Annotated in this window: 12 protein-coding genes and 1 tRNA gene; 3 read left to right on the top strand and 10 right to left on the bottom strand. The window is 36.5% G+C overall.

Features of this window, described 5'->3' with window-relative positions; translation table 11 throughout:
• Positions 1-10 precede the first annotated feature (10 nt).
• On the top strand, positions 11-862 hold the full coding sequence (locus tag NGC85_RS03925; RefSeq protein WP_005061745.1) for an SPFH domain-containing protein: 852 nt from the start codon (positions 11-13) through the stop codon (positions 860-862).
• A gap of 47 nt (positions 863-909) precedes the next feature.
• On the opposite strand, the gene NGC85_RS03920 is transcribed toward NGC85_RS03925, so the two are convergent.
• The 3 genes from NGC85_RS03920 to prpF all read right to left on the bottom strand — a co-directional run bounded on the left by NGC85_RS03920 (position 910) and on the right by prpF (position 3780).
• Complete coding sequence (locus NGC85_RS03920) at positions 910-1278, bottom strand: MmcQ/YjbR family DNA-binding protein (protein ID WP_254804908.1); 369 nt, start codon at positions 1276-1278, stop codon at positions 910-912.
• Positions 1279-1507: 229 nt separating this feature from the next.
• Entirely contained in the window at positions 1508-2419 is a 912-nt protein-coding gene (locus tag NGC85_RS03915; protein WP_254804907.1) for a polyprenyl synthetase family protein, read from the bottom strand.
• 173 nt (positions 2420-2592) lie between these two features.
• Positions 2593-3780 carry a 2-methylaconitate cis-trans isomerase PrpF gene (gene prpF / locus NGC85_RS03910; RefSeq protein WP_254804906.1) on the bottom strand — a complete coding sequence of 396 codons (1188 nt, stop codon included), beginning with the start codon at positions 3778-3780 and terminating at the stop codon, positions 2593-2595.
• Between the two features lie 370 nt (positions 3781-4150).
• Between prpF and NGC85_RS03905 the strand changes: the two genes are divergently transcribed.
• On the top strand, positions 4151-5509 hold the full coding sequence (locus tag NGC85_RS03905; protein ID WP_005055770.1) for an amino acid permease: 1359 nt from the start codon (positions 4151-4153) through the stop codon (positions 5507-5509).
• A gap of 72 nt (positions 5510-5581) precedes the next feature.
• Positions 5582-5657, top strand: a tRNA-Arg gene (locus NGC85_RS03900).
• Between the two features lie 161 nt (positions 5658-5818).
• Here the strand turns inward: NGC85_RS03900 and NGC85_RS03895 are convergent.
• The 7 genes from NGC85_RS03895 to NGC85_RS03865 all read right to left on the bottom strand — a co-directional run bounded on the left by NGC85_RS03895 (position 5819) and on the right by NGC85_RS03865 (position 13594).
• Positions 5819-6886, bottom strand: a complete 1068-nt coding sequence (locus NGC85_RS03895; RefSeq protein WP_254804905.1) for a PoNe immunity protein domain-containing protein — start codon at positions 6884-6886, stop codon at positions 5819-5821.
• An 80-nt stretch (positions 6887-6966) separates the two neighbouring features.
• Positions 6967-8034 carry a PoNe immunity protein domain-containing protein gene (locus NGC85_RS03890; RefSeq protein WP_254804904.1) on the bottom strand — a complete coding sequence of 356 codons (1068 nt, stop codon included), beginning with the start codon at positions 8032-8034 and terminating at the stop codon, positions 6967-6969.
• Positions 8035-8105: 71 nt separating this feature from the next.
• Positions 8106-9257: a hypothetical protein gene (locus tag NGC85_RS03885; RefSeq protein WP_254804903.1), complete on the bottom strand. Its 1152-nt coding sequence runs from the start codon at positions 9255-9257 to the stop codon at positions 8106-8108.
• Between the two features lie 172 nt (positions 9258-9429).
• Positions 9430-9582 (bottom strand): hypothetical protein, encoded by a 153-nt coding sequence (locus tag NGC85_RS17455; RefSeq protein WP_368407613.1) that lies wholly within the window; start codon positions 9580-9582, stop codon positions 9430-9432.
• Positions 9583-10439: 857 nt separating this feature from the next.
• Positions 10440-11315 carry a type VI secretion system immunity protein, TaeI family gene (locus NGC85_RS03875; RefSeq protein ID WP_254804901.1) on the bottom strand — a complete coding sequence of 292 codons (876 nt, stop codon included), beginning with the start codon at positions 11313-11315 and terminating at the stop codon, positions 10440-10442.
• A 129-nt stretch (positions 11316-11444) separates the two neighbouring features.
• Positions 11445-12305, bottom strand: coding sequence for a type VI secretion system immunity protein, TaeI family (locus NGC85_RS03870; RefSeq protein ID WP_254804900.1), 861 nt, complete (start codon positions 12303-12305; stop codon positions 11445-11447).
• Between the two features lie 218 nt (positions 12306-12523).
• On the bottom strand, positions 12524-13594 hold the full coding sequence (locus tag NGC85_RS03865) for a PoNe immunity protein domain-containing protein (protein ID WP_254804899.1): 1071 nt from the start codon (positions 13592-13594) through the stop codon (positions 12524-12526).
• Positions 13595-13596: the final 2 nt, after the last annotated feature.

The following is a 13596-nucleotide window of genomic DNA, read 5'->3' as shown; positions in this document are numbered from 1 at the left end:
AGGGTTTTTCATGTCTGTCGGTACTATTGTTGTTTTAGCATTTTTCGCTTTTGTAGGTATAACCATTTTTAAAGGGGTTCGTATTGTTCCTCAAGGTTATAAATGGATTGTTCAACGTTTAGGTAAATACCATACGACGTTGGCTCCGGGTCTGAATTTTGTGATTCCGTATGTAGACGAAGTTGCTTATAAAATCACGACCAAAGATATTGTTTTGGATATTCCATCACAAGAAGTGATCTCTCGTGATAATGCTGTTTTATTGATGAATGCTGTGGCATATATCAATTTAACCACACCTGAAAAGGCAGTATATGGTATTGAGAACTATATTTGGGCAATTCAAAATCTTGTTCAAACATCCCTTCGTTCAATTGTGGGTGAAATGGATTTAGATGATGCTCTTTCATCTCGTGATCATATCAAAGCGAAATTAAAAGCAGCTATTTCTGAAGATATTTCTGACTGGGGTATCACACTTAAAACCGTAGAAATTCAAGATATTAAACCATCAAATACTATGCAGACTGCGATGGAAGAACAAGCAGCAGCTGAACGTCAACGTCGTGCTGCTGTAACCAAAGCTGATGGTGAGAAGCAAGCTGCAATTCTTGAAGCAGAAGGTCGTTTGGAAGCTTCACGCCGTGATGCAGAGGCTCAGGTGGTACTTGCTGAAGCTTCGCAACGTGCCATTGAAATGGTCACAAGTGCTGTAGGTGATAAAGAAATTCCTGTGGCTTACTTGTTAGGTGAGCAGTATGTGAAAGCAATGCAGGATCTATCTAAATCAAGTAATGCAAAAACTGTGGTACTTCCAGCGGATGTACTCAATGCTATTCGTGGGATTATGGGGAAACACTAAACTCTATTTCTAATCAAAATAAAGCAGCGTTATCGCTGCTTTATTTTTTATACATTGTGAATCAGTTTTCGATCTTTAACCGACAATTTTTCTACCACCAAATCATAAGAATCTTTAATCAGGTCTTGCAGCAAATCTGCTGTAATATCATTACTACTCTTGATGGAAATCCAGTGTTTCTTATTCATATGATATCCTGCCGAAATTGATGGATACAACTCCTGATATTCTAAACTTTTCTCAGGCTTACATTTGACGGTCACTAGTAACTTGCCTGAATAGGTACCAATCAACATAAACATCTTTTCAAAAACTTTAAACACTTCACAGTCTGGTCCAAAAGGTTGAGACTGAATTGAAAAAGCAAGTTCTTGCCCATACTCAATTGCAAATTGTTCTAATTCATCCTCATTCATTCGATGGTATCCCTTTATTATTAAAATGAATTTAAATATTTAAGCCTGTTTTTAATTTTAGTTGATCATAAAATACACTTAACCCACCCTAAAAAAGCTCTATCGACGTACCTAACAATTTGAACATCTATCATGTACATCACATAACTATCCAAATAAAGTTTGAAAGTTAAGATTTAACTCATTTTTCTAAGTACTTATTAAGAACGTATATTTGATCAAATAAATATTAACTTTGGCGCGCCAATAAGAATTGAGAAATTTCAACAAGTTCTTTAGCATCATTCCCGAAAAATGCTAATGCTTCAAAAGCTTGATCATGCAAACTTTGCGCATAAGCTTGTGCCTGTTCTAAGCCCATCAATGCTGGATAAGTAGACTTTTGTACTTGTTCATCTTTGCCCGCAGTTTTACCTAAGGTTTCCGTACTGGCTGTAATATCTAAAATATCATCTTGAACTTGAAAGGCGAGACCAATATTTTGACCAAACTGGCGTAACTTAGGAATTGCTTGGTCTGTACCTGAGAAAATCGTCACAGCACCCATCATAATTGCCGCTTGAATCAAAGCGCCCGTCTTATTACGATGAATATTTTCCAATTCAGCTTGATCAATCTTTTTGGCTTCAGCTTGTAAATCTAATACTTGCCCACACACCATTTTTGAACTAGCGGTTGCTAATATCTGCATTTGCTTCAAAACAATCGAAGGCTCTGTACCTTGTCCTTGTTCGTCAAATAAACGACTTCCTAAAATCTCAAATGCCATCGACTGAAGAATATCACCTGCTAACAAAGCAGTGTCTTCACCGAAAACCACATGACATGTTGGCTGACCACGACGTAATAGATCATTATCCATACAAGGTAAATCATCATGCGCCAGTGAATAACAATGAATTAATTCAATTGCTACTGCTGCTCGCCGTGCTGCTGCAAAGTTCTGATTCGCCTGCAATGAAGCTGTTGCATAGCATAATGCCGGACGGACACGCTTACCGCCTAACATAACAACATGATGAACAGCAGATTTTAACGGTTCAGGCATAGAAAATGCAGCCAATGCTGTCAATAAATCTTGTTGAATACGTTGTTGAGCCTGTTTTAGCGCATCCGCATTAACCTTAGAAATAGACGACACAATTGCCTCGGGAAATCTTGGTGGAAGGAGAAAATGACAAGAATTGTCAGAGTGCTGACATCATATCATTATTTATAATGTGAAATTAGTTGTTTCTGTCGTTGTAATTTTCGATCAAATCAAAATAGTAAAGCCCCCGAAAAAGGAGGCTTTAGCTTAAAAATCAAATATTTTTAGAAAGTATCACCAGGAACACGCACCCAACCTTCCATCAATACACGTGCACTGCGGCTCATAATCGCTTTTTTCACCGACCATTTCCCTTCAATCAACTCAGCTTGAGCACCGACACGTAAAGTACCTGATGGATGACCAAAGCGGACTGCTTCACGTTCCCCGCCACCAGCTGCTAAATTAACTAAAGTACCTGGGATTGCTGCTGCTGTACCAATCGCAACCGCGGCGGTTCCCATCATTGCATGATGCAGCTTACCCATCGATAAGGCGCGAACTAATAAATCAACATCATTGGTCTCAACTGGTTTACCACTTGATGATGTATAGCTTTTCGGCTGAGATACAAAAGCAATTTTTGGCGTATGCTGACGTGCGGCTGCTTCAGAAATATCTTTAATCAAACCCATTTGTACAGCACCATAAGCACGGATTTTTTCAAAACGTGCCAATGCTGCGGCATCACCGTTAATATGATCTTGTAATTCAGTTCCTTGATAACCAATATCTTCAGCATTTAGAAAAATAGTCGGAATGCCTGCATTAATAAATGTCGCTTGGAACGTTCCAACATCAGGTACAACTAATTGATCGACCACATTTCCTGTAGGGAACATATCCCCGCCTTCTTCGCCATCATCAGCTGGATCTAAAAATTCAATTTGAACTTCGGCTGCTGGAAAAGTCACACCATCTAACTCAAAGTCACCTGTTTCTTGAACTTGACCATTGGTAACAGGTACATGCGCGATAATGGTTTTTTGAATATTCTTCTGCCAAATACGAACTGTACAAATCCCATTTTCAGGAATACGGGCTGCATCTACTAAACCATTTGAAATTGCAAAAGAACCTACAGCAGCAGTTAAATTTCCGCAATTGCCACTCCAATCTACAAATGGCTGGTCAATCGAAACTTGTCCAAATAGATAATCAACATCGTGTTCAGGTTCTGAGCTTTTAGCCAAAATCACAGTCTTACTGGTGCTTGAAGTTGCCCCACCCATTCCATCAATTTGTTTTCCATATGGGTCTGGACTACCAATTACACGGAGAAGTAACTGATCACGTGCTTTGCCTGCAATCTGAGCAGCTTCTGGTAAATCATTCAGTTTAAAAAAGACACCTTTACTTGTGCCACCACGCATATAGGTTGCAGGGACTTTAATTTGTGGTACTGAACTCATGTTTATTGATCCTTTTATCATGTTCTTTTGAGCAAATGTTGAGCCTAAACTAGCGTACTATGCAGGGAAATGCCATACGACTATTTGCTTTGCAATAGCAAAACATATTCATTCGCAGTTGTTATCTATATTGATCAAAAGCAAACAACTTAACAATGACACTAAAATCAAGAACTCAGGTTTTTTAAAACAAAAAAGTGCATTAAATGTTTAAAAAATGAGTTACCTTTAATTTACTAATCATTCAAATATCAGATTTTAAATAAGTTTTAAAAACAACTTTCCAGTCATACCCAGCCTGTACTTTTACTAGGCGAAAATCTTTCAATCTATTAGAATAATCCACTTATTCCTCGTCGAGCTCAATCATTTGAACAACGATTCTTCTAAACTTCAACGTGGACTAAAAAACCGCCATATCCAACTCATCGCAATGGGTGGAGCAATTGGTACGGGCTTATTTTTAGGTTCTGCGCAAGTGATCCAGTCTGCTGGACCATCAATTATTTTGGGTTATGCTATTGGCGGTTTGATTGCTTTTTTAATCATGCGTCAGTTAGGCGAAATGATCGTTGAAGAGCCTGTAGCAGGTTCATTCAGTCATTTTGCTTATCAGTATTGGGGTAAATTTCCAGGTTTTTTATCTGGTTGGAATTATTGGGTATTATATATTCTTGTGGCGATGAGTGAGCTCACGGCAGTCGCAAAATATATCAATTACTGGTGGCCTCATATTGCTGCATGGCAATCAGTGCTCTTCTTCTTCGTTATTATTACAGCGATCAACTTAACCAATGTTAAATTCTACGGCGAGTCAGAGTTTTGGTTAGCGATCATCAAAGTTACCGCTGTGGTTGCTATGATTTTGTTTGGTTTATTCTTGCTGTTTACCGCAGATGCCAACTCTACTGCTTCATTTACAAACCTTTGGAGTCACGGCGGGTTTTTCCCAAATGGTTTTGATGGTTTGTTCTACATGCTGGCATTTTTAATGTTTGCATTTGGTGGTATTGAATTGATTGGTATGGCAGCGGCTGAAGCCAATGATCCAAAGAAAACCATTCCGAAAGCAATCAACCAAGTAGTCTTCCGTATCCTGATTTTCTACATCGGTTCACTTACGATTTTATTATCGCTTGTGCCTTGGAATCAGTTGGATTTAGGTGGTTTAGATAAGAGTCCATTTGTGATGATTTTCAGTCAAATGGGAATTGGTTGGGCGGCACATTTGCTTAACTTCATCATCTTAACTGCTGCATTATCTGTATATAACAGTGGTATGTATGCAAACAGCCGTATGTTGTTTGGTTTAGCTCAACAAGGTAATGCACCTAAAGTATTTGCTAAAGTGAACAAACAAGGGGTTCCTGTTCCAGCCGTTTTACTTTCAGCATTACTGATATTCGGATGTGTACTTTTAAACTACTTTGTACCAGAAGATGCATTGGGTCATTTAATGTATGTTGTTGTTGGTGCTCTAGTTTTAAACTGGGCAATGATCAGCTTAACGCATTTGAAATTTAAAGCGATGGTTAAACAAAAAGCTTTAAAAACGAGCTTCCCTGCGCTATGGTCACCATTTAGTAACTATCTTGTGCTCGCATTTATTGCAGTTGTGCTTTACATCATGTGGCAACAAGGTTTTAAAGAATCAGTGTTAATGATCCCGATTTGGATCGTTCTGATGTTTGTGCTATATCGTGTTTTAAATCTAAAAAATAAGAGCTAAACACAGTTAGTCGGTTTCATCAAAAAGTGATTGCTAAGGCAATCACTTTTTTGTTTATAATCATTTAATTATGCGCTTATAGCTTAACTGGATAGAGCAGTTGCCTCCTAAGCGACCGACGTGGGTTCGAGTCCCGCTGAGCGCACCATTTTGTGGTGTTATGTAATATTATTCTGGAATACACAATCACATAAAAATCAATATTTAAATCAATTAGTTGACTATTAAATTCTCTTACTTCTATTACCTATCACTCAGTAAAAGTAAAAAAACCATCCAAAAGAGGATGGCTTTTCTCAAATGATTAAATTATTTTTCACCATCCCAATACCAATATACTTCTCCCCAATCTAGCTCGATAAGTGTAGAAACAATCTCACCTTGTTTAAAGTATTGTCGAGAATCTGGTTGTGCTGGTGTTCTCCAATAACCTGTTTTAATACAGGCTTCTACGTCCTTAACTTTCATTCGTTCTAGTTGTTGATCATCTAGAACTACTTTTGACTGTGTTCGAGCAAAATCAACCAAATCTTTTGGATAAAACTGATGTTCACGATATGACGTATCATCTATATCCAGCAACCACGTTACCGCTGCTGCTTCCCATGACCAATACCCATAATAGCTAACTCCAGATCTTATGTCTGGTTGAGGATGTTGATCATAATAAGGCTCTCGGCGGCTCGCCTCATACCAGTCTTCTAGGTATTGCAGCATTAAAGCTGGACGCTGTTCAGGTGAAGCATTAAACACTTTAATCAGCTTACGATAAGGCAAATGTCGTCTTGCTTCATCTGGTGGAGTTCCACGATCTGCAACAAAAGGAGCAACTAAACGTTCAATTAATCCATCTTTTTCCTGTCCTTCAGGCGTTGCTTCTACATAGTCAATGATTGGCATAATCCGATCCATCTGATCCGCATAACCAGTCAATAGTCCAAAACAAATCAGACGTAAAGCAATATACCAATAGTCTTCTGTTCCTAAACTGATATGCCAAACATACCGTCCATCTGCCTCAGGGCTTAGATGATATTTACTATGAATTTCGGTATATTCTTCTGTCCAGTTTAAAAGATATGGATAAAGTTCCTGAATAAATGCAATATCTCCACCAGCAGAGTACTGTAATGACATTAAATTTAAGACATCTTTTACTCTTTGATGTCCAGCAGCCATCATTTTACTGGATTTAGCATTTGCCTTATATTTTTGAAAACCGTCAGTTACTGAATAAACACCATTAAGAAAAGCATCAAACCGCCTTTGATACATATCTTCTTGTAAGAAACTATCTCTATATTTTCCATAATTTAGTATTTGTTGATTAAACCACTGTTCCCAATCAATATTTAAATCATTTATTTGGTTATTCAACTTTCTTACTCCGGCAACATTTCATTTGGTAAAAGTAAAAAACCATCCAAACGAGGATGGTTTTTTCTTAAATGATTAAATTATTTCTCACCATCCCAATACCAATATACTTCCCCCCAATCTAGCTCGATAAGTGCAGGAACAATTTCACATTGTTTAAAGTATTGTCGTAAATCTGGTTGTGCTGGTGTTCTCCAATAACCTGTTTTAATACAGGCTTCTCCGCCCTTAACTTTCACTCGTTCTAGTTGTTGATCATCTAGAACTACTTTTGACTGTGTTCGAGCAAAATCAACCAAATCTTTTGGATAGAACTGATGTTCACGATATGACGTATCATCTATATTCAGCAACCACGTTATTGCTGCTGCTTCCCATGACCAATAGCCATAGTAACCTCTTCCTGATCTTAAATCAGTTTGAGGATGTTGATCATAATAAGGCTCTCGGCGGCTCGCCTCATACCAATCTTCTAGGTATTGCAGCATTAAAGCTGGACGCTGTTCAGGTGAAGCATTAAACACTTTAATGAGCTTACGATAAGGCAAATGTCGTCTTGCTTCATCTGGTGGAGTTCCACGATCTGCAACAAAAGGAGCAACTAAACGTTCAATTAATCCATCTTTTTCCTGCCCTTCAGGCGTTGCTTCTACATAGTCAATGATGGGCATAATCCGATCCATCTGATCCGCATAACCAGTCAACAGCCCAAAACAAATCAGACGTAAAGCAATATACCAATAGTCTTCTGTTCCCAAACTGATATGCCAAACATATCGACCATCAGCATCAGGACTTAAATTATATAAATGGCTTGCTTCTGCGTACTCTTCTGTCCAGTGAAGTAGATATGGATATATTTCTTTTAAAAACTCAAGACTTCCACCTGCCGAATACTGTAAAGACATTAAATTTAAGACATCGTTTAAACGCTGATGACCTGCCGCAATGTAGCCACCATATTTTTTTTCATTTTTATAATTACTAAAACCATCCGTTACGGAATATATCCCATTAACAAATGTATCAAATCTTTTGCTATACATTTTTTGTTCAAGCAAATTATCTCTAAATAAAGCTGGGTCTTTTATTTCTAAACTTAACCACTTTTGCCAATCTATTGTCTGCTCATTTACTTGTATGGACATTTATTAACGCTCCAGCATGTCATTCGGTAAAAGTAAAAACCATCCAAATGAGGATGCTTTTCTCAAATGATTCAATCATTGCTCTCTTTGTCTAAATACCAAATGGTTTCACCCCAAGAGTTATTCGGAATTTCAGGCATTGTTTCGCCTTGATCAAAATGACGTTTTTCCATGTTGTTGGCTGGGCTATACCATTCACCTGATTGTGGACAAACTTCTCCAACTCTACATTTTAATTGGCTATACTGTATTTCGCCATTGTCTGGATGATTAATTCTATTCCATGTTTTTCCATCAAACCGAATCAAGTGCTTATAGCTAAGTACCCAAAGAACTCCATCCTTTTCCTCAACAGAGATGACCCCTTGTATATCACTTAACTCAGGAACGATGGAATACTCAGAATCTGCATATATATATAGTCCCTGCTCTGAAGCTATATATATAGCCTCTTGATAAAAAGCTGCATTATAAAAAGTCGAATTTATACTTATATTTTTTAAATTTTTAAATCCATCATCTATATTTCCTTTCAAAAGCGTTCCATATTGGCCAGAAATTAAGATATTTTTCCCATCAGGACATAATGTAATTCGGTGTAAAGAGGAAGGAGTAATTCTTTTTACTTCCAGCCATTTAAAACCATCAAAAAATGCGATAAAGCCATCATCACCCTGTGTGCCACACACATATAAACTACTGTTATTAAAACCATTTATATCATAAAAGCATCTTTTAAAAGATAAATCATTTTCATAATCTAAAAAAGATAAATCTTGATTTTTCAATGCAATTGGTTCTTCTTCTAATCCTACTCCATTAGATTCCCATTCATTCTGATTATTCTTATAGACTTGACTTCCGTCTCCACAAGCATAAAGATCACCATTAATTTCACGGATATGATTAAATTGCCCATAAATTTTTTCTTCTAATTTATATCTAATTTCTTGATGCTCATTATTATTTTGTTGAAATATTCCTACATCCCCCTCTTTATCAAGCGAAATAATGGAAGGTTCGCCCTCTCTACTCTGGTAAGCAACTGAAATAACTTTCCATCCTTCCAAATCCAAACATGACCAGTTTTGCTGTTCTAAATGTTTATAAATAATTGTTTTACTGAAGCAATCCCATGTATCCAATTCATCAATATTTGCTGATAAACAGAATCTATGGGCACTAATAGCGCATCCTGAAGTAAATGTAATAGGATTTTTCATATATTTGATCTAATAAATAACTATTACTCACCATCGAATTGCCAATATACTTCGCCCCAATCAGTGACTAATTGAGGGAAAGAATCACCTTGTCTAAAATAATCTCTTGAATTAGGTTTTGCAACCGTATACCAGTATCCTGACTTAGGACATTTTTCATTAGCACTAACAGTTAAAGATATTTTCTGGTATTCTTTATTATCAGGATGATCAAAAATCCTCCAAGAAATCCCATCATATCTGCCCACAAGCTTATTCGTAAAAATCCATAAAATATTTTCAGTACAATCCACTTTAAATACAAGATTACTATCAATCTCCTCATGAACATTAACTTTGGTAATTTCATTTTCATGAAATTTATATAGACCACATGCTGAACCGATATAAACTACTCCATTAAATTCCGTTAAAGAATAGAAATCATCTTTTATACTTAAGTTTGTTTTCCGAATAAAATCAGTATTATCATTAATTTCTATTAAATTCCCATATGTTCCACATACAATTAATTTACCATCTTCTTTCAAAAGAATTGAATATAGTGTAGCAGGTGTAACTTTTTTCAATATATTCCATTGATTACCATCATAATTAGCAATTAGCCCATTATCTCCAATACGACCTACACAGAAATAATTACCATCCACCTCACATATATCAATAACAGAAATATCATCTTCACAATCAAGCGAATCAAAATCTAACGCCTGATTATCATTAATATTTAAACCACTTGAGATGTCAGACCACTTAAAATCATTAACATAAACCTGACCATCATATCCACAAGCAAATAACTTGCTATTTTGAAATTTTATTTTAGAGAGATAACCACGATCGTTACTCCACTCTTGATTTAAACCAGCTCCATCTATATGTTTAAATTTACTATTTTCACCATCAAACTCCTCAATCTCACCTTCATCACTTAATGCAACTAACTTTTTATTATTTTCAACATTATAGAAACATACATCCACTACAATAAAATTAACATCATGATAATACCATCCTTGCCCATTATCTTCAGTATAATCATACATAAACAATCGACTAAATTGCTGATTATCATCAAATTTATCCAATGAGCTCGATACATATACCATATCATCCGATATGGCACATCCAGAAGTAAAGGTAATAGGATTTTTCATGTATTTTATCTATTAAATATGATCATTACTCACCATCAAACTGCCAATATACTTCGCCCCAATCTAATTCAGTAAGGGTTGGAAAAATGTCATTTTGTTTGAAGTATTGTCGTGAATCTGGTTGAGCTGGTGTTTTCCAATAGCCAGTTTGTGGACATAGTTGTCCACCTTGCACACTAATTTGAAGCTGTTTTCTTTCCTGTTGATCAACCTGTTCAATAGCTTTACTAAATGATGCATTCTCTCCATATAACATCTTCCCTAAGCCCTCTAGATCTGTTTTATAGACTTGGGTAAACTCTTTGAGTATCGACATATGAACATGAATATCAAGTTTTTTTAGATTTTTTAATGAAGCACTACCACCAAGTATTAAGGCAGGTTCAAAGCCCAATACTTCATTACTGGCGAGAGGACCATATTTTTTTACAGCACGTTCAAATAGAGGTTTGAGATTGTCATCTTTTTTGTCAAATTCATCTACATCAGAAAAAGCAAAGAAGTTTCTAACAATTTCATTGCTTGTATGCTTTTTATCATTAAAGCCAACGCTATTCTGAAATACTTGACCATTTGAAATATTTAAATCATATTTTTGCCAATTTTTTTCCCCCCATAAATAAAGCTCTCCGAATGCTGATCTAGCAATCACATGCCAAACATCCTCATCCAAAATATCAGTACTTTCTAGCCAGTGATAAATGTCCTCTGCATAATCTTCTGGATTGGTAATCCAAAACAATCCTTCTTTAAAGCTACAAAAGCCAACTTCTTTCCAATATTCTAATAATTGGTCAGGAAGTTTCCCTTTATATTTCTTTAGAATATCTTCTGTTACTGCAATCGCTTGCTGTGGTTGCCCAAATTTTTCTAAAAAATATTCAAAGTCTTCATCACTCATTTTCCCTCCGAATTAGCGCAATGTTTTAACTAAAAATCTATCAAATTTTTCCATACACGCTTATGGATCTTTGCTTTACCTAACTTTTATAAATATGAGCAAAACAAAAATGCCCTTTTGGTCATTTAATTAGTTCTCACCATTCCAATACCAATACACTTCCCCCCAATCCAGCTCGGCAAGAGTTGGAAGAGTTTCACCCTGCTCAAAATACTGACTTGAATCAGGTTGCGCTGGTGTTTTCCAATAGCCAGTTCTCGGACAAATTTCCCCAGCTTTAACTGAATGATTATATTGTGACTCGGCATCTTGCCCACTTGTTAAATCTTCCACATTATACGATGTTCCATATAGAGCCGCTGTAAGATCCTCAAAGCTTCTCATTCTGAGTGGAGTTACCTGCTTTAATAATTTCATATGGACTGGTAAATTAACTTTTGCCAAATGGCTTAAGGACTCTTCACCTCCTAAAGCAAGTGCAGGCTCAAAAGCATACATTTCATCTGCTTTTAAAACACCAAGTTTTTTCACCGCACGATCAAATAGCTTTTTACTGTTTTTATCGGTGTAATCCATATAAGTTTTTTTAGCAAGAAAGAAAAAGTCACTGCCATAAAATTCAGCGCTTTCTAACTGTTCTCCATTGTCATGTAGAATGCCTTCCATTGTTTTAATATAATATCTACCATAATTACGCTCACCCCAAATTAACAGCTCACCAAATGCGGTACGCGCTAAAACATGATAAACATCATCATCAGGCAATAGTGTCTCTTCCAGCCAATCATAAATTACTTCAGCGTAATCATCTGGATTGGTAATCCAGTACAAACCATTTAAATAGCCTGCAAAACCAAACAATCGCCATTGCTCTAAAATACTTTCAGGCAATTTACCCCGATATTTTTTTATTATGCTCTCTGTAGCTTCGACTTTATCAATTGGCTGACCATATTTTTCGTAAAAGTAATCAATATCTTCTTGGTTCATCTTACTACTCTCCATTACTTACAACGCTTCAATTCAACATCCATCGCATCTTTCCCCATCCCCTTAGCCTGAGCTGCCGCAGTATCCATACTAGCTAGACGCTCCTTTGCTGCCATTTGAGAACCAATTGAACGGTTTTGTCTTTACTTAATTATTTGAAGCTTTAATAAATGCAAAAAACCATCCAAATAAGGATGGCTTTTTCTCAAATGATTAAATTATTTTTCACCATCCCAATACCAATATACCTCCCCCCAATCTAGCTCGATAAGTGTGGGAACAATCTCACCTTGTTTAAAGTATTGTCGTGAATCTGGTTGTGCTGGTGTTCTCCAATAACCTGTTTTAATACAGGCTTCGCCACCCTTAACTTTCATTCGTTCTAGTTGTTGATCATCTAGAGCTACTTTTGACTGTGTTCGAGCAAAATCAACCAAGTCTTTTGGATAGAACTGATGTTCCCGATATGACGTATCATCTATATCCAGCAACCACGTTACCGCTGCTGCTTCCCATGACCAATAGCCATAATAGCTAACTCCAGATCTGATGTCTGGTTGAGGATGTTGATCATGGTAAGGTTCTCGACGGCTCGCCTCATACCAGTCTTCTAGGTATTGCAGCATTAAAGCTGAACGCTGTTCAGGTGAAGCATTAAACACTTTAATCAGCTTACGATAAGGCAAATGTCGTCTTGCTTCATCTGGTGGAGTTCCACGATCTGCAACAAAAGGAGCAACTAAACGTTCAATTAATCCATCCTTTTCCTGCCCCTCTGGAGAAACATCATCAACATAATCAATAATCGGCATAATCCGATCCATCTGATCCGCATAACCAGTCAACAGTCCAAAACAAATCAGACGTAACGCAATATACCAATAGTCTTCTGTTCCTAAACTGATATGCCAAACAAATCGTCCATCTGCATCAGAGCTTAAATTATATAAATGACTAGTTTCCGCATATTCTTCTACCCAATATAATAAATATGGGTATAACTCTTTTAAAAATTCGATGTCACCACCAGCGGAATACTGTAAAGACATTAAATTTAAAGCATCTCTTAAGCGTTGATGCCCTGCTGCGATATAACCGCCATATTTTTTTTCATTTTTATAATTACTAAAGCCATCTGTAACTGAATATAAGCCATTTACAAACTCATCAAAATTTTCATGATAATCCTGTTTTAATAAATAGTTATCTCTAAAACAGTCTTCATCAATAATTTCTAACGCCAACCATTTCTGCCAATCTATTTCCTGATCATTCACTATTATTGACATTT

This window comes from Acinetobacter sp. Z1, assembly GCF_024296945.1.
GTDB lineage: Bacteria > Pseudomonadota > Gammaproteobacteria > Pseudomonadales > Moraxellaceae > Acinetobacter > Acinetobacter beijerinckii.
This window is presented reverse-complemented; position numbering and strand designations above follow the sequence as displayed.

Bases quoted from the DNA above. Each gene is read 5' to 3' on its own strand.
- NGC85_RS03925 (WP_005061745.1), top strand. From the start codon at position 11: ATGTCTGTCGGTACTATTGTTGTTTTAGCATTTTTCGCTTTTGTAGGT.
- NGC85_RS03920 (WP_254804908.1), bottom strand. From the start codon at position 1,278: ATGAATGAGGATGAATTAGAACAATTTGCAATTGAGTATGGGCAAGAA.
- prpF (WP_254804906.1), bottom strand. From the start codon at position 3,780: ATGAGTTCAGTACCACAAATTAAAGTCCCTGCAACCTATATGCGTGGT.
- NGC85_RS03890 (WP_254804904.1), bottom strand. From the start codon at position 8,034: ATGTCCATACAAGTAAATGAGCAGACAATAGATTGGCAAAAGTGGTTA.
- NGC85_RS03885 (WP_254804903.1), bottom strand. From the start codon at position 9,257: ATGAAAAATCCTATTACATTTACTTCAGGATGCGCTATTAGTGCCCAT.
- NGC85_RS17455 (WP_368407613.1), bottom strand. From the start codon at position 9,582: ATGAGGAGATTGATAGTAATCTTGTATTTAAAGTGGATTGTACTGAAA.
- NGC85_RS03875 (WP_254804901.1), bottom strand. From the start codon at position 11,315: ATGAGTGATGAAGACTTTGAATATTTTTTAGAAAAATTTGGGCAACCA.
- NGC85_RS03870 (WP_254804900.1), bottom strand. From the start codon at position 12,305: ATGAACCAAGAAGATATTGATTACTTTTACGAAAAATATGGTCAGCCA.
- NGC85_RS03865 (WP_254804899.1), bottom strand. From the start codon at position 13,594: ATGTCAATAATAGTGAATGATCAGGAAATAGATTGGCAGAAATGGTTG.